Annotated in this window: 20 protein-coding genes and 1 tRNA gene; 5 read left to right on the top strand and 16 right to left on the bottom strand. The window is 65.3% G+C overall.

Annotation, left to right across the window (positions count from 1 at the left end; all coding sequences use genetic code 11):
• Positions 1-2 precede the first annotated feature (2 nt).
• On the top strand, positions 3-1,742 hold the full coding sequence (locus tag CAL13_RS18135) for a peptidase M14 (RefSeq protein ID WP_086073154.1): 1,740 nt from the start codon (positions 3-5) through the stop codon (positions 1,740-1,742).
• Positions 1,743-1,849: 107 nt separating this feature from the next.
• Positions 1,850-1,940 (top strand) — tRNA-Ser (locus CAL13_RS18130).
• 6 nt (positions 1,941-1,946) lie between these two features.
• Here the strand turns inward: CAL13_RS18130 and CAL13_RS18125 are convergent.
• Positions 1,947-2,360, bottom strand: a complete 414-nt coding sequence (locus CAL13_RS18125; RefSeq protein ID WP_198297864.1) for an HVO_A0114 family putative DNA-binding protein — start codon at positions 2,358-2,360, stop codon at positions 1,947-1,949.
• 247 nt (positions 2,361-2,607) lie between these two features.
• On the opposite strand from CAL13_RS18125, the gene CAL13_RS18120 reads away from it, so the two are divergent.
• Complete coding sequence (locus CAL13_RS18120) at positions 2,608-3,315, top strand: hypothetical protein (RefSeq protein ID WP_086073153.1); 708 nt, start codon at positions 2,608-2,610, stop codon at positions 3,313-3,315.
• Here CAL13_RS18120 and CAL13_RS18115 read toward each other — a convergent pair.
• The 14 genes from CAL13_RS18115 to CAL13_RS18050 form a co-directional block, all read right to left on the bottom strand.
• A complete protein-coding gene (locus tag CAL13_RS18115; RefSeq protein WP_086073152.1) occupies positions 3,305-4,342 on the bottom strand; it encodes a hypothetical protein in 1,038 nt (345 codons plus the stop codon). The genes CAL13_RS18120 and CAL13_RS18115 overlap by 11 nt on opposite strands.
• A gap of 73 nt (positions 4,343-4,415) precedes the next feature.
• A complete protein-coding gene (locus tag CAL13_RS18110) occupies positions 4,416-5,303 on the bottom strand; it encodes an EamA family transporter (RefSeq protein ID WP_086073151.1) in 888 nt (295 codons plus the stop codon).
• Between the two features lie 107 nt (positions 5,304-5,410).
• The gene (locus CAL13_RS18105) at positions 5,411-7,423 is read right to left on the bottom strand and encodes an FUSC family protein (protein WP_086073150.1); all 2,013 of its coding nucleotides are present in this window, start codon (positions 7,421-7,423) and stop codon (positions 5,411-5,413) included.
• A gap of 5 nt (positions 7,424-7,428) precedes the next feature.
• The gene (locus CAL13_RS18100; RefSeq protein WP_086058612.1) at positions 7,429-8,892 is read right to left on the bottom strand and encodes an efflux transporter outer membrane subunit; all 1,464 of its coding nucleotides are present in this window, start codon (positions 8,890-8,892) and stop codon (positions 7,429-7,431) included.
• Positions 8,889-9,809, bottom strand: a complete 921-nt coding sequence (locus tag CAL13_RS18095; protein ID WP_086058611.1) for an efflux RND transporter periplasmic adaptor subunit — start codon at positions 9,807-9,809, stop codon at positions 8,889-8,891. The genes CAL13_RS18100 and CAL13_RS18095 overlap by 4 nt, the downstream gene beginning before the upstream one ends.
• Positions 9,806-10,015, bottom strand: coding sequence for a DUF1656 domain-containing protein (locus tag CAL13_RS18090; protein WP_086058610.1), 210 nt, complete (start codon positions 10,013-10,015; stop codon positions 9,806-9,808). Before CAL13_RS18090 ends, CAL13_RS18095 begins: the two co-directional genes overlap by 4 nt.
• A 73-nt stretch (positions 10,016-10,088) precedes the next feature.
• Positions 10,089-10,529 carry a MarR family winged helix-turn-helix transcriptional regulator gene (locus CAL13_RS18085; RefSeq protein WP_086058609.1) on the bottom strand — a complete coding sequence of 147 codons (441 nt, stop codon included), beginning with the start codon at positions 10,527-10,529 and terminating at the stop codon, positions 10,089-10,091.
• Positions 10,530-10,758: 229 nt separating this feature from the next.
• Entirely contained in the window at positions 10,759-11,448 is a 690-nt protein-coding gene (locus CAL13_RS18080; protein ID WP_157664897.1) for a hypothetical protein, read from the bottom strand.
• Between the two features lie 49 nt (positions 11,449-11,497).
• Positions 11,498-12,838, bottom strand: a complete 1,341-nt coding sequence (locus CAL13_RS18075) for an amidohydrolase family protein (protein ID WP_232467695.1) — start codon at positions 12,836-12,838, stop codon at positions 11,498-11,500.
• Complete coding sequence (gene hydA, locus CAL13_RS18070) at positions 12,835-14,352, bottom strand: dihydropyrimidinase (protein WP_086073148.1); 1,518 nt, start codon at positions 14,350-14,352, stop codon at positions 12,835-12,837. Before hydA ends, CAL13_RS18075 begins: the two co-directional genes overlap by 4 nt.
• Positions 14,349-15,080 (bottom strand): maleate cis-trans isomerase family protein, encoded by a 732-nt coding sequence (locus CAL13_RS18065; protein WP_086073147.1) that lies wholly within the window; start codon positions 15,078-15,080, stop codon positions 14,349-14,351. Before CAL13_RS18065 ends, hydA begins: the two co-directional genes overlap by 4 nt.
• A gap of 71 nt (positions 15,081-15,151) precedes the next feature.
• Positions 15,152-15,925, bottom strand: a complete 774-nt coding sequence (locus tag CAL13_RS18060) for an ABC transporter ATP-binding protein (protein ID WP_086073146.1) — start codon at positions 15,923-15,925, stop codon at positions 15,152-15,154.
• Complete coding sequence (locus tag CAL13_RS18055) at positions 15,922-16,743, bottom strand: ABC transporter permease (RefSeq protein WP_086073145.1); 822 nt, start codon at positions 16,741-16,743, stop codon at positions 15,922-15,924. The genes CAL13_RS18060 and CAL13_RS18055 overlap by 4 nt, the downstream gene beginning before the upstream one ends.
• Positions 16,744-16,762: 19 nt before the next feature.
• Positions 16,763-17,767 carry an ABC transporter substrate-binding protein gene (locus CAL13_RS18050; RefSeq protein ID WP_198297863.1) on the bottom strand — a complete coding sequence of 335 codons (1,005 nt, stop codon included), beginning with the start codon at positions 17,765-17,767 and terminating at the stop codon, positions 16,763-16,765.
• Between the two features lie 407 nt (positions 17,768-18,174).
• Here CAL13_RS18050 and CAL13_RS18045 point away from each other — a divergent pair, with 407 nt between their 5' ends.
• Together CAL13_RS18045 and CAL13_RS18040 are read left to right on the top strand one after the other, a co-directional pair.
• On the top strand, positions 18,175-18,909 hold the full coding sequence (locus tag CAL13_RS18045; protein ID WP_086073144.1) for a GntR family transcriptional regulator: 735 nt from the start codon (positions 18,175-18,177) through the stop codon (positions 18,907-18,909).
• A 94-nt stretch (positions 18,910-19,003) separates the two neighbouring features.
• Positions 19,004-19,426, top strand: coding sequence for a VOC family protein (locus CAL13_RS18040; protein ID WP_086073143.1), 423 nt, complete (start codon positions 19,004-19,006; stop codon positions 19,424-19,426).
• Here the strand turns inward: CAL13_RS18040 and CAL13_RS18035 are convergent.
• Positions 19,378-21,081 (bottom strand): argininosuccinate lyase, encoded by a 1,704-nt coding sequence (locus CAL13_RS18035; protein WP_086073142.1) that lies wholly within the window; start codon positions 21,079-21,081, stop codon positions 19,378-19,380. The two genes, CAL13_RS18040 and CAL13_RS18035, sit on opposite strands and share 49 nt — an antisense overlap.
• Positions 21,082-21,393 lie beyond the last annotated feature (312 nt).

Raw genomic sequence — 21,393 nt, 5'->3', positions numbered from 1 at the left:
CCATGACCGTATTGCTGGACAGGGTTATCGAACGAACGCTGGACGAATGGGTGCGAGAGTTCGGGCAGGACGAGTATCGCGGGTCCCGCGTGCAGGCGTGGCTGTTCGAAGATGAAGCGGCGCGGCGCGCCGCCGAGCGACGCCTGGCCGCCGCCGGCGTGACGGCGGTGTTCCGCAGCGCCTACAAGCCGCTGGTGCACTTTTTCCTTGAAGAAGTGGACCGCGAAGGCCTGGAAGCCGTCGTGGTGCGCTATCCCGTGCGGGAAGAGGCGGCGGCGCGGCGCTTCACGCTCGAAGCCTATCCCCTTGCCGGCATGCTGGGCGACGTGGGGCTGGATTTCGTGGCAGGCGACGCGGACCTGCACTACGTCGTGGAACTGCAGTATGCCGATGGGCGAACCGAAACGGCGCGCGTCTTCGCGCCCAACCGCGTGGCCGCGGATCATGCGGGCGTGGTGAGCCTGTCGCCGACCGGATGGGTGCGGGTCCAGGGCCGGGCCGACGGCGTGGAGATCGACGAGGCGCGGCCGACGGAGTACTCGCGCGTGTTCGAGGAAATCGTTGACGCCGTGCGCAACTATCCGTGGCCCGCAGCCGAGCCGTATTTCGAGCGCCTGGACATGCGCGTCGATATCCCCGCGATCGAGCGCGATTCCGGCTATGAGGACGAGGTCATCAGTACGGTGGAGGCCCTGCATGAAGACCTGTATTTCGGCCTGCTGGAGATCTTCCAGCGCCATTCCGGGCGGCCCTTGGGCAACCGCGGTCTGCAGCCGGGGCAGATCGTGCCCGACGTGCGCGGGGCGGCCGGTCCCGCGAAGGCGGTGGTGGCGTTGAAGCCTTTCGCCGCCGTCGCGCCCACGGCGCCGGATGCCAGCGGGCTGCCTTTGCCTGAAGTGGATGGCCCGCTATCCTTCGGCCGCATCGCCCATGAAATGGCGCAAATCGGCGGGGAGCCTTTCACGGTTGAGACCCGGCAGGGCAGAGCCGTGCTGGGCACCTATGTGAAGGGCAGCGCCAAGCCGGTAGTGATTTCCGGAGGGCAACATGCCAACGAAACGTCGGGCGTGGTCGGCGCCCTGCGGGCAGCCGGGCAGCTGAAAGGCCGGCCGGGCGCCCATTTCGTGCTGATCGCGTCCGAAAACCCGGATGGCTATGCGCTGCACCGGGAGCTATGCGCGCACAACCCCCGTCATATGAGCCACGCTGCGCGCTATACGGCCTTGGGCGACGACCTGGGCTACCGCGAGCACGCGCCTTGGTACGAAGCGGATGCCCGGCGCAAAGCCTGGGCCATGAGCAATGCGGAACTGCATGTGAACCTGCACGGGTATCCCGCGCATGAATGGACTCGCCCGCTTTCGGGGTATCTGCCGCGCGGGTTCGAGCTTTGGACGGTGCCCAAAGGTTTTTTCCTGGTGATGCGCCATCATCCCGGTTGGGCGGATAAGGCGAAAGCGCTGCTGCAGCACACCACCGGCCGCCTTGCCGAAAAGGTGGAAGGGCTGGTCGCATTCAACGCCCGGCAGATGCGCATGTTCGAGATCCACGCGCAGCAGCGCGGCTTCGAAGTGATGAACGGGATCCCGGTGCAGATCACGGAAGGCGTCGCCGAGGAAGTCCCCTTGATGCTGATTTCGGAGTTCCCCGACGAGACCGTCTATGGGGATGCGTTCCGTTTTGCCCATACCGTGCAGACGGAGACGGTGCTGGCGGCGGTGGAGGGGTATCTGCGGCTGTGACGGCGGGACCGAAAGCCGGCCGCAGGACAACGGGCCGGAAAGTCTGCTAGAATCGCGGATTGCCGTTTTGCGGTTCTTCGCCCAGCCGAAGCCGCGATCCCGGATCAGGACAGGTGGCCGAGTGGTTGAAGGCGCACGCCTGGAAAGCGTGTATACGTCAAAAGCGTATCGGGGGTTCGAATCCCCCTCTGTCCGCCAAAAAATTCATATTCTAAAAACTTGGCGAATTTCCCGCTTTCGTGGCTTCTCTCTATGCTGCGAGCCGGGACATGGCATATCGACGTGGATATCCACATACGGGCACGAAAGCGCGCCGGTTTCCGAACGCTCGATCAGGCCGAGTTCTACCAGTGCAGTTGCGTCATCGTGCACGCGTTTAACGTCACGGCCTAGACGGCGAGCGAGTTCGCGCACGCCCACGTTCCCGGCGCCTTGCAGTTCAGCGAGCATTGCCCAACGGTTCGATGTGAGGCGGGAGAAGAAGGCGCTGGGCGTTTCGAAGTTCAGCGTTTCACCCTGGTACGTACCACGCTCCACACCGTTGGCGGCTGCCGCGCCGGCTTCGCGCAGCGCGGTAGCCCAATCGCGGCGGGTGGTGATAGTCAGTTTGCGTTCCATAGTCATTTCCTCCGGCTTACTTCAGCGATGAAGTCTTCGATCAACTGCTTGACGCTGACGAACGTGTAGGGATGCGCGTTGCCGTCCAGCTGGCAGCGATCGGGTTTGCAGGTTCGTTGTCATAGCCGGCGACGCGGATGCCGTTAACGATGCACGCCAAAAAAAGCGGACAGAGTCCCGTCGAACGGTACGCCGCCTGGATGCACTTATTGCGCTTTCGTCTTGATGCGCAATAAGGAAGTCGTACATGGCCATTGCCGCCCTTAACTCCACCAACACGCCAGTCCACTCCGGGGAAGGGGTACAGGTCTCCGCTGTCGTTTACCGGGACCCCGCCACGCGGGCATTCGCCGAATACGGGGCGACCGCGAACCAACATTCGGAGACCGCTCAGACGCAGATGGCAGCTCGCCCCGCCATGTCCTTCGCGACGGACGCGCTGTTGATGCAGCGGATCCGCGCGTCACAAGCCTCTTCGCTGGAAGCTGGAACCGCACCCGCTGCGCCAGCGGCGCCGGCCACCGCTGGGCCTGAAGCCGCCACTGGGCCTGAGGCCGCCGATCCCGTTGCGCCGACCCGTGCGCGCCGTTCTGCCGACGATGGGTTCGTGACCCTGGGACTGAGCTCGGATTTGGTGAAGGGCATCAAGAAGTCGATCTTTCCGCTGAACCGATTGATGAAAAGCAAGCGGAAGCTGAAGGAACGGCTTGAGCAGGATAGGTCGAACCTGGAGGCAAAGATCGTCGCGCTGGCGATCACGGTGAACTTCACCAATGTCAAACGCGTGGAGATCAAGGGCTACGCGGCGGGGGTGAAGGAATTGGGAGTCCTGGTCGCAGAGGAAGCGAAGAAGGCCATGGCGGCCAAGCTCGGGGTCGATCCGGGTGTGATCCACGTCTCGGGCGGGGGCGGTTCCGACCCGGTCGTCGGCGTAAAGGTCCGGGTTATCGGCTAAGCACCCTAACGTCGGCAGGGCCGCGCCGCCGCATGCGGCCGGCCTTCAATCGGTCCCGGTCATCGGGCCGGCAGAACTGGTGCGCCTTGCCATGATTCTTGATCAGCGACTCGAGCATGAAGTCCGGCGAGTATTCATATAGCGTTTCTCGACCGACACGCCGGAGCGGCAAATCAAGGAAATCGCGAAACAGGTCAGCGGTCCACTGTTCCCTGTCGCCGACTATCAGTACGTTGTGAGGGTGATACAAAGGCGATTCCTTTATCGCCTGGTTGTCGGTGATCAACTTTTTGCCATAGTAGGCGGCTTCAAGCGTGCGCAGTGTGAAGCCCGACTGGCCGGGCTGGTTGATTTCAACGAGCACATCCGCCTTCAACGTCTCTTCCAGCAGTTCGAGATAATCGATCTTCGAAGTAATGTGATAAGGGGTGGTGGTTGACGTGCTTTCATCGGCAAGAATGCGGAAGTCAACATTGCAGCCGCAGTTTTGCAGCGCGTCAGCCAAGCCGATCAGCATCGCGCCGCGGCCCTTTTCCCGTCCTATGAACAATGCCGTGGGCTTGCTGTTCTCTTTTTTCAGGGGGGCGGGAGCAGGCAGTTCTTGGTAGCCCACAGGCATGAACTGATTCATATAGGTCATGCCAAGCTCGATGCATTGCTCGTAGTCGAAGCTGTAGATGGCATCGAAGTCTGCGCGCCATTCATCGAGAAACGCGGTATCCACCAGGTCCCGGACCAGAAGTACCTTTTTTCCCGGGAATGCCCTGATGATTGCGGGATTGGTTTTCGAATCGATCCTGGCTTCGTTGCAGATCAGCAAATCGGTTTTGCCGAACTTTCTCGTTCCGCAGTAGATTCGGCCGAGCAAGTTGGCGCTCCGCGAGCGGCCGAGAATCGGCGCCGCAATCTGCTGAAGCCGCGTCAACCCCTTGGGCGGGGCAAGATGCTCGACGCCGTAGCGGCCGGACAAATACTTGATGAAGTGGCGCTCGTACTGGGCGGCCCAGCCGAGAAAGAAAATACCCATTGCAAATATTGAAAGAACCATCGCCTCGGGGGCGCAGTGTTGCCTGAATGACCCGCGTTGGGGCGCCTTTCTACTAGCCCTGCAAGGAAACCGCGGGCGTGACCGTGGGCCGTTGCGCCGTCAAGGCCGTGCCCATGGATGCGGCCATCACCAGCGCGATGGCCAGCCACTGGGTGCCGGTCAGATGCTCGTTCAGCAACACCAACGCCAACAGCGCCGCGACGGCCGGTTCCATGCTGAGCATGATGCCGAAGGCCTGTTTCGGCAGGCGTTTGAGGGCAACCATTTCCAGCGAGATGGGGATGGCGCTGGACAGAGCGGCGACGCCCAGGCCCACCAGCAGGACCGTCGGAGAAAGCAGGGCCGCGCCGGCATGGGCGATGCCGGCCGGCACGGCGACGAAGGCAGCGACAGTGAGCCCCAGCGATACCGAATGGCCCGCATGCAGATGCCCGACACGCTTGCCGGTCACGATATAGGCTGCCCAAAGCAGCGCCGCGGCAAGCGCGAACATCACCCCGGCGGGGTCCAGGGTGCTCACGTTGTTGACCATGGGTAGCAGCAGCCCGAGTCCGGCAATCGCCAGCAGGATCCAGATGAAGTCCAAGGCGCGCCGGGAAGAAAGCAGGGCGACCATCAACGGGCCTGAAAACTCGATCGCCACGGCGATGCCGAACGGGATCGTGCGCAGGGCCATGTAAAAGCACAGATTCATCGCGCCCAGCGCGGCGCCGTAGCAGGCCACCATCCGGGCATCCCTGTCGGCAAGGCGCCAGCGCCAGGGACGCCACAGCAGAAGCAGCAGCAGCGCCGAGAACCCCACCCGGACGGCCGTGGTCCCTTGCGCGCCGACGAGCGGGAAAAGGGTGTGCTTGGCCCACGATGTGCCAAGGCCCAGGAAGGTGACGGAGCCGAAGACGGACAGGAGGGGCAGGAGCGAGGAGGCGCGCGGCGTGGACATGGCAGATCTGCGGGAAGGATGGCAATTGTACGGACTTCCCGGGTGCTGGAATCGGCGAGGGCGCCGCGGCGCATGCAGCGGCAGCATCGAGCGCCGCGGCGCCCCGATCAATCCGGCCCGGCGCCGGGAAATAGCCCGTACCGCAACCCCACCAGACCGAGCAGGCATTCGTCGCGGGCCTGGCTCGGCACCAGCGTGCCGAGCCGGGATAGGGATGCGTCCAGTTCCGTCCGGAGCGCCGCGGGGGGCGGCAGCCCACGGCCAGCGCGTTGTTGCGAACGGTAATGGGCCGCCACCATGGACAGAAGGCGGTTCAGGTTGACTACGTTGACGGCGGGCAGCTGGTTGCGCGCGCGCCGCAGATTCAAAATGTTCAGCCCGATACGGACGTCGTCCAGCATGTCGACGGCGGCGACGTCGCTGCCGTCGGGCAGCGACGCCAGCCGGGTCGCCAGCAACCCCAGCAGGTCCAGCATGCGAACCAGGAAGCGGTCACGGTCCTGCCGCCCGCGCCCCTCCGCGGCGTCGGCAAGCACACCCCACCCTTGCCGGATCAGGCGCCGCGCCGTCCATTCAGCCCCGACGGAACGGAATAGCCGGGTCATCACGGCGGCGAAAGCCAGGCCGATGATCGTGGAAATTGAGGAGTTGACGTAGCTCTGGAAATCCGCGACGTAGCCGCCGTTCTGGATGGACAGCAGGGTGGCGATGTTGGTGATCAGGATCATGCCGGGCAGGAACAGCTTCGGCCGGGATGCCATCAAGCCGACCAGCAAGAAGGTCGGGGCAATCACCATGATGAGTGGAACGAAGTCCTGGATGGCCGGCAGGATGCCGAACAGATACACGCCCGTGATCACCATCGCCACGACCGCCCACAACAGAAAGGCCAGGATGTTGGGCGCCGGGTCGTCCTGCGCGGCGAAGAACGAAGCCGCCACCGCGCTCATCATGGCGCCGGAGGCGCCGTCGCGCCAGCCCACGGCAATCCACAGCATGCAATAGACGAACAGCGTGGCCCCGGGCGCCAGCGCGGAAAACGTCAGCATTCCCCAATCGATGTGACGGTTGCCCAGGCGGACGAGCCGGCGCAGGTCCAGCCCGAATGCCGGCTTCGGCGGTGTTTCGCCTGTGGCGATGGCGTGTTGAAGCTGGCGGCTGTCGTACCACAGCTCCGCCAGTTCGTTCAGGCGCAATCTCAGTGTCGCGCGCAGCAGGCTGGCGTGGGAGCCGTCCAGGCCCGCATGCTGCGCGGCGATGCGGCGCCGGATCGCCGCCAGGGCGTCCAGGCCGGGAATTTCGTTGCTTTCGACCCAGGCGCGCATCTCGGCAGCCAATTGACCAAGTTCCGCGTCTTCGCCGGAGGCCGACGCAAGATTCTTGAAGCGGTCTTCGATGGCGGCCAGCACGGGCAGCATGCCCAGCATGCGCGCGCGCAACTCGAGCATCCATTCGTCCACCTTGCCCATGCGGGGATCGTCGCGCTTGGCGAAGGGAACGATGAGGTCCAGCTGTGAAAGGTTGCCCGCCATCCGGCGCCGCAGCGCGTCCGGACTGTCCCGGCGGTCCAGCACCTGCGCGCACCACTGTTTCGCGTCGCCCATCAGATCGTCGATGCGCTGGCGCACCATCGTTTTGATCGAGCTCGGAAAGACGAGCGCGCCCACCAGGACCGCGCACAGGCTGCCAAGGAAAATTTCCTCGCTGCGGGCCAGGGCGGTGGAGAAGATGGCGTCGGGCGCCAGCACCGCCGGAAAGCCGATGAAGGCCGCGGTGTAGCCGGCCAGCATGAAGACGTATGAGGAAGGACCGCGGTGCAGCAGCGAGACGAACAGGCACGCCGACAGCCAAAGCGATAACGCCAGACTGAGCATCACGGGCGTTTGCAGCAGGTTCGGGACGATGACGATCACCGCGACCGCTGCGATCAGCGTGCCGGCCACGCGATAGATGCCGCGCGAATTGGTGCCGCCGAGCACGGGCTGCATCACGATGTACGCGGTGGTCATGGCCCAATACGGACGGGGCAGGTTGGTGGCCAGGGCAATGTACAGCGCGATATTTGCGGCCAGAAACGATTTGGCGGAATGTATCCACGCCTGTCGATCCAGGATCAGCATGGCCGCTATTCCCCGCTAGCGGCCGTGCGGGAGGCATCATCCTGCCATCCGCCGCCCAGCGCCAGGAACAGCTTGATCTGGTCACGGGATACGCGTGCCTCCGCGTCCGCCAGGGTGGCTTCCGTGGCCGCAAGCGAGCGCTCGGCATCCAGGCTGGACAGGTAGGGCTGGCGGCCGGCGCTGTACAAACGGCGTTCGGCCTGCGCCGCCGCACGGGCCTTGTCCCGCGCGTCGCGCAACGCTGCGACACGCCGCAGATCCTCGGCGTATTGGCTGAGGATGGTCTGAGTTTCACGCAGCGCGTCCAGAACGACCTGGTCGAACCTGGCCAGGGCTTCCTCCGCGCCGGCCTGGGTCGCGGCAACCCTCGCCCGCGCGCCGCGATCCGGCAATGTCCACGAGATCAGCGGGCCGATCATCCATTCCTGCGTCGCCGGTTTGCCGAAGTCTTCCAGCAGCCCGCTGGCGCCGACGGAGGCGCCCAGGCGGATGTCCGGGTATAGCTCGGCGGTCGCTACGCCGATTTCGGCGGTTGCCGCGGCCAGCTCCCGCTCGGCATGTCGAACGTCGGGCCGGCGGCGCAAGAGGGCGGCGCCGTTGCCCAGGGGAATCGGTTGCCTCAGCTCGGGCGCTTCCTGGCATTGCATGGCGGCGGCCGGCAGCTTATCGGGCGTGTCGCCAAGCAAGGCTGCCAGTTCGTATCCCGCCGCCTGCCGGCGCGCCTCCATTGGCGGAATGGCAGCCCGAAGCGCCGCGACCTGGGAATCGGCGCGCGCGACTTCGACAGGCGTGTCGCGGCCAGCCGCGGCCAGCCGGGCCACGACGTCGCGGCTGCGCTGCTGCACCGCCAGCGAATGCCGGGCGACTTCCAACTCATGGTTGCTGTGGCAGATTTCGCTGTAGGCGCCGACCACGGACGCCACCACGCTGATCCGGGCCAGTTCGCTCGCCGCCTGGGCGGCCTCCGTATTGGCCTGCGCCGCCTCTTCGCCGCGACGGATCCGGCCGAACAGATCGAGCTGGTAGGACACGGCCAGGCTGGCGTCGGCCAGGTTGAACGGCGGCAACTGTTCCGGCTGCAGCAGCGATTCGGCGGAAATGCGGCCCCGGCCGCCGGAGGCCTCCAGCTCTGCGCCGAAGCCCCCGGCCGCCCGCGCGCGGGCGTACAGCGCTTGCGACCGCTTCAACCGTGCCGCCGCGATGCGCAGCTCGGTGTTGGCCTTCAGCGCCTGTTCGACCAGCGCGTCGAGCGCCGGGTCCGAGTACAGCTTCCACCAGCGGCCCTCCACGGCGGCTTGCGCCGGATCGACGGCTTGCGATCCGCGGGCGTCCAGCCGGAGCGGGCGTTGCTGAACCCTGGAGAATGCCGAATCTTCGGGAAGCCGATAATCGGGGCCGACGGCCTGGCATGCCGCCAGGGAAACCGCGGCAATCCCGGCGCCCAGATGGCGCACCCAACGCATGTTCATGATTTCGGAGCTTGTGCGGGGACTGTCGCGGTGGTTTCGCGCGGCGTTGCGCCGGCAACGTGGATACTGACGGTGGCTGTGCGGCCAGCGATAAGCGGCATGTCCGGCGGTGCATCGTCAATGGCGATGCGCACCGGTATGCGTTGCGCCAGGCGCACCCAGTCGAAGGCGGGCGCGACGTTGGGCAGCAGGTTGGCGCCGTTGCTGCGATAGCGGTCTTCGATGCCGGCCGCGATGCTTTGCACATGACCGTGCAACACGCCTTCTTCGCCCATGATGCGGATGTCTGCGCGGTCTCCGACTTTGATGCCGTGCAGACGCGTTTCCTCGAAATAGCCGTCGACACGGAAGGAATGCGTGTCCAGCACCGCCAGCACCGGCTTGCCGGCAGTTACATAGTCGCCCACGCGCACTGTACGGTCGTTCAGGCGGCCGTCGGCGGGGCTGCGCACCACCGAGCGTTCGAGGTTCAGCTGCGCCAGATCGACGGCCGACTGCGCCGTGGCGACGGCGGCTTCAGCCTGTTCCAGGCGCGCACGCCGTTCCTCGACGGTTTCGGTGGCCACCAAGTCCTTCAGCTCGCGGTCGCGCCGGGCTTCGCGCTGCAGCTGCGCCAGATTGGCCCGGCTCTGCGCCAAGGCCGCTTGCGCCCGCTCCAGCGCGATGCGGTAGCGCGCCTGATCCACGACGAACAGAACATCGTCGCGATGAACCTCGGCATTGTCCTGGACGCGGACCTCGGATACCAGGCCGGACACGTCCGGTGCGACCTGGATCACGTCGGCGTTGACGTGGGCGTCCCGGGTCCAAGGCTCGTACATGTAGTACTGCCAGAGATGCCGGACCACCACGATGGCAGCGGCGACGACGGCCAGGGTGATGGCCACGGATACGGTGCGGCGCGCGATGCGGCTCATAGCTGCGAACTCCGCGCCAGCGCGAACAGCCCGCCCAGCACAAGGATGTACAAGCCCACATTGAACAGGGGCGGATGCCAGACATGGCGATAGGCGCCCATGCGAAGCAGCACCAGGCGCAGCACGCTATGCGCCAGGTAGGCGAGCAGCATGAGGCCCAGCAGCGTCGGGATAAAGACGCCGTAAAGGCTGAATTCTCCAACCATGATGGGGTGTCGTTGCTAAGGGGTTGTTGCGATAGGGGATAGGGTGGCGCTGCGCGGCCGCTCACGGGCCGCGTCAGGGAGTATTCGAGGCAGCCTCTTCCATCAGGCGATAGAACTTCAACACTGCGTCCAGTTCTGCGTTCGACATTTCGGCCAGGACTTCCCGGCGCAGCGCGATCAGTCCTTCCTCGATCTGGCCGTACAGGGCCTGGCCGGCGTCGGTCAGCCAAAGTTGGTTCGCGCGGCGATCGTTGGCATCGCATTGACGGCGGACCAGCCCCAGGCCGGCCAGTTTGTCCAGCAGACGCACCAGGGACGGTCCTTCCATGCCCAATTGCTGGGCCAGCTCGACCTGACGCAAGCCGCCGCCGGAACGGCCGATCAGCAGCAGCGGATTGATGCAGCCGGGGGAAACGCCATGGTGGCCCAGGCGGGTCTGGACCACGCGCTGCCAATTGCGGGCGCTGGTGTGCATGCCGCTGGTCACGGCAAACTGGCGTTTGAGGGCTGACATATAGTTAGCTTACTACTAATTAGGCCGAGATTGTAGAGCAAACAGCGGCTGCCGGTGTGCCGGTGCGGCGGTGCACGGGGCGACACGCGAGGCGAAAGGGGCAGAAGGCGAAAGGGGCAGAAGACGAAAGGGGCAGGAGGCGGGGCGGGCAGGAGGCGAAGGGGCAGGAGGCGAAGGGGCAGGAGGGGAGGCGGGCGGCGGCGCAGGAAAAGCTGCCGTCCGCCTGGTGTCAGATGGTGTTGGCAAAGGCGTACCGGATCAGCGCCTCTGCCCGCTCTTTGGCCTGATCGGGACGGCACGCTTGCTTGGTCTCGATCGCGCGCGAGATCCAGTCGAATATTCCGTGCCTGCGGAAAATGCCGAGTATTTCCTCGATGCGTTCTTTGCCGGCGCAACGGATGGCCTCGGTTTCCCGCAGCACGGTGTCGACTTTGCCAAGGAACTCGCCGATGGCGAAAAACCAGCTACGCACCCTTAGGGGGTTGGGCGCCTTTGCGCCCAGACTGTCCTTGCCTACGATCTGTTCGGCTTCCGCGTTCCACCGTTTGAAGAACGTCACGCGGCTGCAATCCGACCTTTCCGCGTCCGAAGCGGCATCCCGGCACGGTTCGTTATGTTGACCGAAGGTCCGCATATGGCGCTCGGCGTTCTGGTGCAAAGTGTGGCCCGGCCATGCCGGGTCTTCTTCGTCCGGCGTTCCGATGGATTCGGCGGATCTTGCGTGCCGCCCCGGCAATTGCCGGGCGGCCTCGCCGCCGTGCGAAAGATCTTCCTGCGGATACGAGAGCGTGCGGAACGCGTTTGCCGAAAAGACTGATGCCATTGCTGTCACTCGAGTTTGTAGGGGATCGGTCTGTCGGAATAATCCCACTCCGGTTCCGATTCTTCCCACCGCTCGCTCAGCCTCCATCGCGCGCAAATCGAACCCATTCCATGGACCGGGTCCGATCCAAAGCGTGGGACCGCGTCTATCTCGCCGCCTGCCATACGGTTCTGGCCGCGCGTTCGGCATCCTGGCAGATACGGTCCAGATCGGCCCGAATGGGCCGCCCTTGCTCGACGACGATATCGCCTGCGACGATTACCGTTTCCACATCGCGGCCCTGTCCCGTGTGCACCAGGGTGCCCACGGGATTGGTCCGGGGAACCCAATGCGGGCGCCGCGCGTCCAGTATCACCATGTCCGCTTCCTTGCCCACGGTCAGGCTGCCCAGGCGGTGTCCCACGCCCAGCGCATCGGCGCCGCCCTGGGTCGCCATGTGAAAGACATCGGCCGGTTGCCACGAGGCATCGACCTTTCCCTCCTGTATGCGGGCGGTCGCCAGCGCCCAGCGCATCAATTCGATCATGTCACCGTGCTGCGTGTCGGTCGCCAGCGCGATGTTCAGACCGGCGCGGCGCAGCATCGGCGTAGGCGCCAGGCGGCCGGAGGCGGCGTTGCATTTCGGGATATGCGCGACGTGAACGCCCGCGGCGGCAAGGCGCGCCGCATCGTCGGCGGTGACGTAGATGCAGTGGCCTGCGATCAGCCTGTCGTTGAGCAAGCCCGCTTCGTCCAGGACCTGCGTCGATGTTTTGCCGGTGCGCCCGCGCACCCGTTCCACTTCGGCCGCGCTCTGGCCGAGATGGGTATTCACCCGCAGCCCGAGCCGTTCGCTGTGGCTGGCGACCTCGGCGAGCAGCGCATCCGAGCAAGTGTCCGCGGCGTGCGCCGCCAGTTGGACGGTGACCCGGGGATGGCCGGCCCAGCGCTGCGCCAGGGCCAGTCCGCGGTCGAGCAGCGCCTGACCGATCGCCGGCTCGTGCACCCATTCCCGGTTGCGGGCGACGCGGTCGAAATCCACGTCCAGGATGCGCCAGCTAGCTGCGACCCGAACGCCGAGTTCGGCGATTGCCGCCGTCGTGCTGTCGGCATGGGTGAAGTGGTCGCCGATCGTCGTGGAGCCCGCGAGCAGTGCTTCCACGGCGCCGAGCCGGGCCAGGGCGCAGGCCTGCGAATCGTCCAGATCCGACGCCTTGGGGATGCCCGGAGTATAGGAAGGCGCAAAGCCGAGATCCGCGGCGACGCCGCGCACCAGGGTCAGTACGGAATGCGTGTGGACATTGACGAAACCCGGGGTCACGACGCGCCCGGTGGCGTCCAGCAGCCGTCTTGCCGTTGCCCCGGCAGGCGGCGACGCATCGATCCAGGCGATCGCGCCATCGCGCACCCCGATGCACGCGTTCTCGATGCACGGGCGGGCCGGATCCGCCGTCAAAGCGGTCGCGCCGACGATCATCAGGTCGAAAGCGGGAAAGGGCGTCGTCATGGCGTGGCCCCGTCGTTCGCCGTGTCCGGCGCGACCCTTGAAAGGACGTCCAGCCATGGCGCGCGCCGGTGCCTGGCGGGCCGGGGGCGTGCCGCCAACGGCCGCTCGCAGGGCAGGAACCGCCCATGGCCGGCTTCCCCGACGAACTCTCCGTCACGATAGACCACGCGGCCCCGGCTGAGCGTGATGCCGGGCCACGCGCGGACGGTTCGTCCCTCGTACGGGGTGTAATCCACGTTGTGATGCAGGTCCGCATTGCGCACCACGCGAGGCAGGCCGGTGTCCCAGACGACGATATCGGCGTCCGCGCCAATGGCGATGGTGCCCTTGCGTGGCGCAAGGCCGTAAAGCTTCGCGGGCTGTGTCGCCGTCAGGGCGACGAAGGTGTTGATATCCAGACGGCCTTCCAGCACGCCTTCGGAAAACAGCAGCGCTAGCCGCGTTTCCAGTCCGGGGATGCCGTTCGGAACATGGTTGAAGGGCGTATCGTCGCCTTGCGGCTTCTTGCCGCCTTCGCCGTCGAAGCGGAAGGGGGCATGGTCCGAAGAAAACACCTGGAAAGTGCCGTTGGCCAGCGCATTCCAGACGGCCTCGTGCGCAGCGGCGTCGCGCGGCGGCGGGCTGCAGATGCACTTGGCGCCGTGCAAGGCGTCGCCGCCCAGGTCGGCTGCGGTCAGGAACAGGTACTGGGGGCAGGTTTCGGCATAGATTTTCAGGCCGCGCGTCTGCGCCCAGCGTATCTGTTCGATGGCCTCCGGCCCCGATACATGCACGATCAGGATGGGCGTATCCAGCAGCTCCGCCAGCGAAATCGCGCGATGCGTCGCTTCACGCTCCACGACCGGAGGGCGCGATAACGCATGGTAGGGCGGCGCCTGCAAGCCTTCGGCCAGCATGCGATCGGCCAGCCAGGCGATGCAGTCGCTGCTTTCGGCGTGAACCATCGTCATGGCGCCGTGCCGGCGCGCGGTATCGAGGACATCGAGGATTTGCCGGTCGTTCAGCTTGAGATCGTCATAGGTCATGTAGATCTTGAAAGACGTGTAGCCCTGGCCGATCAGTGCCGGCAGTTCTTCCTGCGTGACCTGCGCTGTCGCATCGGACACGATCATGTGGAAGGCGTAATCGATGCAGGCCTTGCCGTCGGCGACGGCGTGATAGTCGCGCACGGCCTGCGCAAGCGACTCGCCCTTCAGTTGCGCCGCGAAGGGGATCACCGTCGTGGTGCCGCCGCAGGCCGCCGAGCGGGTCCCGGACAGGAAGTCATCTGCCATCACGGAGTTGTCGCCGGTTTTCTGCGCGAGATGGCAGTGCGCATCCACGCCGCCGGGCAATACCCAGCGGCCGGCCGCGTCGATTTCCTCGGCGCCCGGCGGCAGGTCCCGCGCAAGCGCGGCGATACGTCCGTCGCGTATCCCGATGTCCGTCTCGAACACGTCGCTGGCAGTCGCCACCCGAGCATGGCGCACCACGAGGTCGTATGGCTTGTTGCCGGATGCGGGCGCGTCGCTCATAGGACCTCCCGGAACAGCGACCCCCAGCCCTGAACGCGGCGCGTGTCTGCGCCGGCCAGGCGCAGCGACTTCCACACGGCGGTGGCAATGGTGTCGTAGATGGGAATGCCGACCTCGCGCTCCAATTCTTCCACCAGGGGTGCGCCGTGCAGATTCGTGCAGAAGATGGAAATCGCGTCCGGTCCGGATTTCGCCACCTCGCGCACCATGCCGCGCAACGTGTCGGCATCGACCTCGGAGAACGAAAAGTTGTCGCGCCTGCCCAAATGCCGTTCGGCCACGCACGTGTACCCGGCATCGAGATAGTTGTTGAGGATTCGCGCCTGGACGTCGTCGGTGTAGGGCGTGACGAGCGCAAAGTTTCGTACGCTTCGACGTTCGAAGATTTCATTCAGGGCCAGGACAGACGTGCAGGCTGCAATGCCGGTGGCCGACTCGATGCGGCGGCAAAGCTCGCGGTCGGCGTCGAAGCCCAGCCAGCCGGAAGAGGTACCGTTCCAACAGATCACGGACATCCTGGCGTGCGCCAGAAGCGTCGCGGCCTGCAGGATGGGGGCGTCGTCGAACTGCGCCAGCGCCCGTTCCGACAGCGCGATCTCGGTGACGGGGAAACGGCCGAAATGCGCGGTGGCCTCGGGCAGCCCGGAAAGCATGGCGCTGGTGACGGGTTCCAGTGCGGTATTCGATGACGGGGTCAGCATGCCCAACAACAGGCGGTTCACGGTCATGGATGCATTCCAGCAAGATAGGACGGCATGCCGGCGCCGCGCCGGCATGCCCGGGAAGGAGACAGGGCGGGTCAGGCGGCGCGCGCCAACGCGGCCTCTTCGCGGATCAGGGACAGCACGTGGCGCTTGATCTCGTTGAACAGGGCGGAGGTGGTGTCGCGAGGCCGCGGCAGGTCGATGGGAATAAGCTCGCGGATCCGGCCGGGGCGATGCGTCATGACGGCGACCTGCGTGCCGAGGATCAGGGCCTCTTCCACGCTATGGGTGACGAACACGATGGTCGATCGGGACTTCTGCCAGATTGCGACCAGCTCTTCCTGGATATCGGCCTTGGTCTGCGCGTCCAACGCAGCAAAGGGCTCGTCCATCAGAATCACGCCCGGGTTCAGCAGGAGCGCGCGAGCGATGCCGACCCGCTGGCTCATGCCGCCCGACAGTTCGGAAGGGTAGTGGTCCTCGAAGCCGGTCAGTCCCACCAGATCGATGTAGGGTTGCGCAAGCCGTCGCCGCTGCGCCTTGGGCATGCCGCGCAGCCGGTAAGGAAAGGCCACGTTGTCCCAGACGGGCAGCCAGGGCATCAGGGTCGCCTGCTGGAACACCATGCCGCGGTCCGCACCGGGCCGCGTCACCGGCTTGCCTTGCACCGTCACCCGGCCGGTGGTCGGCTGCTCGAAACCGGCAAGCATGTTCAACAGCGTGGACTTGCCGCACCCCGATGGTCCCAGCAGGCAAAGCAGCTCGTGTTCGCCCACGCTGAGCGACACGTCCTGCAGGGTGAGCAGTTCCGTGTTGCGGCGGGCGTCGTAAAAGGTTTTGCCGATACCTTCGAAAACGACATGGCTCATCGCGGACTCCTGGCGGCGTGTTGATTGCCTTGCAGCGTGGAGGCGCGCTGCCAATGCAAAGCGCCATTCATGATGTGTTTCAACAGAAGGTCGGAAAGGAAGCCCAGCAGACCGATGCTGACCATGGCCGCAATGACGAGGTCATAGCGCAGGAAGTAATACGAGTCCCACAAGGAGTAGCCCAGGCCGCTCTTGACGGCAACCATCTCCGCGGTGACGGTGAGCATCCATGCCGAACCGATGGCGATGCGCAGCCCCGAGAAAATGCTCGGCAGCGCCGCCGGCATCACTACGTGGCGCAGCAGTTGCCATTGCGTGGCATCCATCATTGCCGCGGCCCGGATAAGGTTGCGGTCCACGTTTTTCACGCCATGGATGGTGTTCATCAAAATGGGGAAGAACGCGCCGAGAAACACCAGGAAAATCGCGGGCTTGTTGGCGATGCCAAACCATATGATGGCCAGCGGAATCCATGACACCGGCGGTATCGGCCGCAGTACCTGGATGGTGGGCTCGACCGTCTTCTCTACCCAGCGCCACCAGCCGATGGCGATTCCCAGCAGGATGCCGCTGGCGGCCGCGATGGCATATCCCGCCAGGACGCGCAGCAGACTGGCGACGGCCGCATTGAGCCATTCGCCGCTGTAGGACTGCGTGCTGCCGTCGGTGCCGAAAATCCAGTCGGCCCAGGTCAGGATGACCCGGGAAGGTGCGGGCAGCAATGCCGGCGGAATCCAGCCGGATCGGGAAAATGCCTCCCAGGCGAGCAGGACGATGAGCGGTACCGCGAGCCGCTCCTTATGACGCAACAGGTGCATGATGTGTCGCTCCGCCGCCTTACTGACCCAGATCGGCCGGGGTCTTGCCCGTGGACCTGGCCAGGAAGCTGTAATCCATGTGCGACGGGATTTGCGCGCTGACGTCCGTGGACACGTAGTGCAGGTCCTTCATCATCCTGGCGATCGCGAGCGTCTGCTTCTGGTACATGGCGTAGTCCGGATACGCGTTGTCCAGCGCGGCGGCGGCAATCCTGGGATCGAGGGCGGTGTATTTGGCTATCGCGCCGACCCACATTCCCTGGTCGGTTTTCAGTTTGCCGACCAGCGCCACCACGGCATCGACGGTGGACTGCACCGCCTGCGGCTTGGCCCTGATCACATCCGACCGTGTGACGATCAGGTTGGTCAGCTTGCCGGCCGCCTGGTCGTAGGGGAAGTCGAAGTGCTTGCCGGCGCCGTTCATGCGGATCTGTGAAGCAAAGGGTTCCACCGTGGACACGAGATCCACTTCGTTGCGCTGCAGGGCCGCGGCATGGTCCGCGGGGTTCGGGATGTTGATGAACTGCACGTCCTTGTCCGGGTTGATGCCGTGCGTCGCCAATACACCGCGCATGTGCAGGTCCTGTGCGTTGCCGCGCGAGGCGGCCACGCGCAGGGGCGTACCCGCCTGCTTGCGCGCCGCGACCAGCTTCTTCAGCCCGTCCCAGTCGTCCGCCTTCAGGCCGAGGGCCGGCGCGCTCAACAGCTCCGAACCGCCATTGACCTCCCCGGAGATGGCGACGATATCAAAGCCTTTGTCCAGCGCGGTCACGAAGTGCAGGTACGTGACCTGGGCGATGTCCACGCTTTTGGAAACGAGGGCAGTCAACACGTCGTTCCCGGAAGTGAAGGCCGTGGCGTCGATGGCGACGCCCTTGGCCAGTTGCGGCGTCAGTCCCATCGGAACGCAATGCGCGCATTTGGCGAAGCCCAGCTTGATCTCGGGGTCGGCGGCGCGGGCGGGGCCGTAGGACCCGGCCAAGGTCACCATGGCGATGGCTGCCACCGCTTTGAGGAAAGACATGGGAAAGCTCCTGTAATGAAGGGGGGCGGTCCGGTCGCTGGCCGATGCGGCTGCGATGTCTTGTGTCAAAGCAATAGCTGTGCCAATTTTCTGGTGGATTGTGCGCAATCTGTTCCTGCTTTGTTGCGGCAGTGGGAGCCGGCGTTTTTCCGATCGATCGCCATCCGCGAGGGCGAGGTGGGTTGCGCCAAGGTGGGCCGGGATGCACCCGGCGGGTGCAAAAGGCGGTGCGGGGGCGCAAGCGATGCGGCAGGCGCACGTGCGGCGATGGCTCCGGCGCGTGAACAGATCGTCGCCTCTTCCCATCGATATTGTGCGCAATCTAGAATGTCGCTGCGGAACGGGCCGTCAATGAACGCCCCTCGTTCTGCGCCGTTTCACCGCCCTCCGCCTGACACCACTTCCCTATGGCCATTCCGAACGAAAAGGGCGCGCGAGGCGCCGCCAGCGCCAAGCCGGCCGCCCCGGCGCCCATACTGGCGAACGAGGATATCTACCGCCGCCTGCAGCAGGCCGTGTTCGAACATCGTTTGCTGCCTGGAACGCGCCTGGTCGAGGACCATCTTGCCGAAGTCACGGGCAGCACGCGTGGACGCATACGCCAGGTATTGGCCCGGCTGGCGCACGAGAACCTGGTCACGCTGATACCCAATCGCGGCGCCTTCATCGCCAAGCCGACAGTGGAGGAGGCGCGCGAGGTATTCGCCATGCGCCAGCTGATCGAACCCTCGATGGCGGATCTTCTCGCCCGGGGGCCCAAGGCGTCGCATATCGCGCGCTTGCGGGCGCACGTGCGTCAGGAAGCCGCGGCGCGGGCGGCGGGCGACCGCGCCGCCATCATCCGGTTATCGGGCGCTTTCCACATGCTGATGGCCGAGTTGACCGGCAACCGGATCCTGACGCGGACGCTGCGCGAGCTTTGCGCGCAGACCTGTCTCGTCATTACCCTGTATGACAAGCCCAATACGCCGGCTTGCCCTTATCACGAACACGAAACGATGATCGATGCGATCGAGGCGGGCGACGGCGCCCAGGCGGCGGCATTGATGCGGCATCATTTGCAGCATATCGAGGCGACGCTCGCGCTCGAAGAACCGGAGCCTGCAGGCCGGGTGGATCTGCAGTCCCTGTTTTTTTCCTGAAGCGGCAACGCCGAAGGCCGCCGTCGGCCATCTCTCCCACTCCGTCATGGCAGCCCGCTTGAACGGCGCGCGTCCACACCAAGGAGGAGTCAAAATGGAATCCCGCATTTCTTTCATTACGCTGGGCGTCTCCGACTTGGAACGCGCGGTGCATTTCTACCGTGACGGCATGGGTCTGGCGACCGAAGGCATCGTCGGCGTGGAGTTCGAGCACGGCGCGGTGGCGTTCTTCGATATGCAGCCCGGCCTGAAGCTGGCGCTCTGGGGGCGGGAAGACCTGGCGCACGACACCGGTCTGCCTGCCGCGACGCCGGGCGTCCCAAGTTTTGCCCTGGCGCACAACGTGCGCAACGAAACCGAAGTCGACGCCGTCCTGGAGCAGGCGCGCCAGGCGGGCGGCCAGGTCGTCAAGCCCGCCGGCAAAACCTTCTGGGGCGGCTATGCCGGCTATTTCCAGGACCCGGACGGCTATTTGTGGGAAGTCGCGTGGAATCCCGCATTGCCGCTGGCGGGCTGATCGGGGCTGTCCTTGCCGCTGTCCAGCAGCCGGTCGAAGTCCTTGTCCAGGCGCGCCAGCGCATCGTCGATATGTTCTCGATGCTGCGAAATCCACGCCGCCTGGGCTGCCAGACGATCGCGGGCATCCTTGAGCATGCGGTCCATTTCCGCCGGTTGGGGGCCGCCGGCTGTGGCGCGGTTCTTCACGATGGCGACCGGGTCCAGGGTAGACCGGAATTCGGCCTCGCTCATCGGCAGCGCCTGCGGGTACCGGGTGCCCTTCACGGTCTCGGCATAGATGCGCTGCGCCTGGGCGTAGGGAAAGTCCAGCGGCTTGATATCGTGCTGACGTGCATATTCCACGACTTCCGAAGCAAAGTGGTGGCCTTCGCGGAAGGGAAGCTGGTACTTGCGCATCAGGACGTCGGCCAGTTCCTGGGAAGCGGTCCAATCGCTGTTCAATTCTTCCAGGGCGCGGTCGGGGTTGATGACCAGCGCTTTCATTACGCGATCCCACTTCTTCAAGGCCTTGATGGCGCTGTCCACCATGGCCGAGTTCTGCGCCACTTCCTTGGGATCGGACATGCCGGGGGTGATGTTGTGCGTCTGGATGACTGGGCCCATCGCCAGCGTGAGCGCCGTGGACGCATCGCTGCGCGTCGAGTTGAGCAACCCGGGGTTGCGCTTCTGCGGCATGGCGCTGGATACATAGGTGTTGCCGCCGCCTTCCTGCAGCAGGATCCACGGCCGCGACTGCGCATACTGCGTCATGATGTCTTCGATGAAATTGCCGGTGTGCAGCGCGATGCTGGTGACGATGGACGCAACCTCCACCGGCTCGTCCATGGATGAAATCTGCGACGCGTCGTAGGCGTTGTCGACCAGTCGGCTGAAGCCCAGGTAGTCCGCCATGCGCTGGCGGTCCAGGGGCCAGCTTGTGCCGTTCAGGACAGTGGTGCCCATAGGGGAACGGTCGATGCGCGCGTAGGCTTCGCGAATGCGTTGCGCATCGCGGTCCAGCGCGGCGGCATGGCCCAACAGGTAGTGACCGTAGCTGTTCGGCTGGGCGGCAACCCCATTGGTGTAGTTGGGGACGATAGTGCCGGCATGCCTGGCCGCGAGATCCACCAGGGTGGCCGACGTGATGTTGAGCTGGTCGGCCAGCTCCAGCAGTTTGTCGCGCAGGATGGCGGCGCGATAGGTGGCGTGCATGTCCTGGCTGGAGCGGCCTGCGTGCAGCAGCGTGACGTCCATGCCCCCGGCCTTGATCAGTAGCGGTTCGAACGTGATGACGGTTGACGGCCGCTTGCCGCCCGGCTGGTTGCCATCCTGAATGACTTTGGCGACCGCGGCGGCCAGTTGCGGCGCCATGGCTTTGTCGAGCAGGCCTTGATCGGTATTGATCACGGCGGTGGCCTTGTTGATTTCCCCCAGCCAGAAGAATTCGTCGCGCCGGTGGGCGGCGGCCGGTTTGGCCGCGGCGTCCGGCGCTTGGGAAGCGGCTAGGCCCGCGCCGCCGTGGCCCGCATCGGAAGAAGGAGCCGCGGAGGACGCCGACGTCGCGTTCGGGGTGGCGGGCGGCGCAGGTTGCCCTGGCGCGGTCTGCGCGGCCGCCGCGGCGCCAAGCGACGAAAGGGCGATAGCCAGGCAGGCGGGGGCGAAATGGCGTCTCATCGGGGGGCTCTCCATCGCCCCTGCCGGGGCGTCTTTGTTTTAGTGGAGAATCATTCTAGCGAGCGGTGGACTGACGGCAGTGACGCGGGTGACGTGCGGGACACGCCAAAGACGCGCCTTGAAACGTCCCTGTTTTTACGGCGGCAGCTGTAACAATGATTTAAGGGTTATCCGCAAGCGCGCGGACGGCAATTTCGCCCTTAAGATTCCGACCCGGAATGACAGGGCCCTGAAAGCTCTGTGCACAAAAAGATGACCGCGGCCGTCCTACCCGGGCGGCGCCGCGCAAGACGATTTCTTCCTACACCCAGG

This window comes from Bordetella genomosp. 9 (assembly GCF_002119725.1).
Classification (GTDB): domain Bacteria; phylum Pseudomonadota; class Gammaproteobacteria; order Burkholderiales; family Burkholderiaceae_B; genus Bordetella_C.
Note: the sequence above shows the minus strand (reverse complement) of the source record. Positions and strands in the feature narration are given on the sequence as shown.

What these genes read in the sequence shown, in the direction of transcription:
- CAL13_RS18115 (WP_086073152.1), bottom strand. Translation starts at nt 4,342, where the DNA reads ATGGGTATTTTCTTTCTCGGCTGGGCCGCCCAGTACGAGCGCCACTTC.
- CAL13_RS18135 (WP_086073154.1), top strand. Translation starts at nt 3, where the DNA reads ATGACCGTATTGCTGGACAGGGTTATCGAACGAACGCTGGACGAATGG.
- CAL13_RS18035 (WP_086073142.1), bottom strand. Translation starts at nt 21,081, where the DNA reads ATGAGACGCCATTTCGCCCCCGCCTGCCTGGCTATCGCCCTTTCGTCG.
- CAL13_RS18055 (WP_086073145.1), bottom strand. Translation starts at nt 16,743, where the DNA reads ATGCACCTGTTGCGTCATAAGGAGCGGCTCGCGGTACCGCTCATCGTC.
- hydA (WP_086073148.1), bottom strand. Translation starts at nt 14,352, where the DNA reads ATGAGCGACGCGCCCGCATCCGGCAACAAGCCATACGACCTCGTGGTG.
- CAL13_RS18085 (WP_086058609.1), bottom strand. Translation starts at nt 10,529, where the DNA reads ATGTCAGCCCTCAAACGCCAGTTTGCCGTGACCAGCGGCATGCACACC.
- CAL13_RS18125 (WP_198297864.1), bottom strand. Translation starts at nt 2,360, where the DNA reads ATGGAACGCAAACTGACTATCACCACCCGCCGCGATTGGGCTACCGCG.
- CAL13_RS18105 (WP_086073150.1), bottom strand. Translation starts at nt 7,423, where the DNA reads ATGCTGATCCTGGATCGACAGGCGTGGATACATTCCGCCAAATCGTTT.
- CAL13_RS18040 (WP_086073143.1), top strand. Translation starts at nt 19,004, where the DNA reads ATGGAATCCCGCATTTCTTTCATTACGCTGGGCGTCTCCGACTTGGAA.
- CAL13_RS18120 (WP_086073153.1), top strand. Translation starts at nt 2,608, where the DNA reads ATGGCCATTGCCGCCCTTAACTCCACCAACACGCCAGTCCACTCCGGG.
- CAL13_RS18100 (WP_086058612.1), bottom strand. Translation starts at nt 8,892, where the DNA reads ATGAACATGCGTTGGGTGCGCCATCTGGGCGCCGGGATTGCCGCGGTT.
- CAL13_RS18075 (WP_232467695.1), bottom strand. Translation starts at nt 12,838, where the DNA reads ATGACGACGCCCTTTCCCGCTTTCGACCTGATGATCGTCGGCGCGACC.
- CAL13_RS18050 (WP_198297863.1), bottom strand. Translation starts at nt 17,767, where the DNA reads ATGTCTTTCCTCAAAGCGGTGGCAGCCATCGCCATGGTGACCTTGGCC.
- CAL13_RS18065 (WP_086073147.1), bottom strand. Translation starts at nt 15,080, where the DNA reads ATGACCGTGAACCGCCTGTTGTTGGGCATGCTGACCCCGTCATCGAAT.
- CAL13_RS18060 (WP_086073146.1), bottom strand. Translation starts at nt 15,925, where the DNA reads ATGAGCCATGTCGTTTTCGAAGGTATCGGCAAAACCTTTTACGACGCC.
- CAL13_RS18045 (WP_086073144.1), top strand. Translation starts at nt 18,175, where the DNA reads ATGGCCATTCCGAACGAAAAGGGCGCGCGAGGCGCCGCCAGCGCCAAG.
- CAL13_RS18110 (WP_086073151.1), bottom strand. Translation starts at nt 5,303, where the DNA reads ATGTCCACGCCGCGCGCCTCCTCGCTCCTGCCCCTCCTGTCCGTCTTC.
- CAL13_RS18090 (WP_086058610.1), bottom strand. Translation starts at nt 10,015, where the DNA reads ATGGTTGGAGAATTCAGCCTTTACGGCGTCTTTATCCCGACGCTGCTG.
- CAL13_RS18095 (WP_086058611.1), bottom strand. Translation starts at nt 9,809, where the DNA reads ATGAGCCGCATCGCGCGCCGCACCGTATCCGTGGCCATCACCCTGGCC.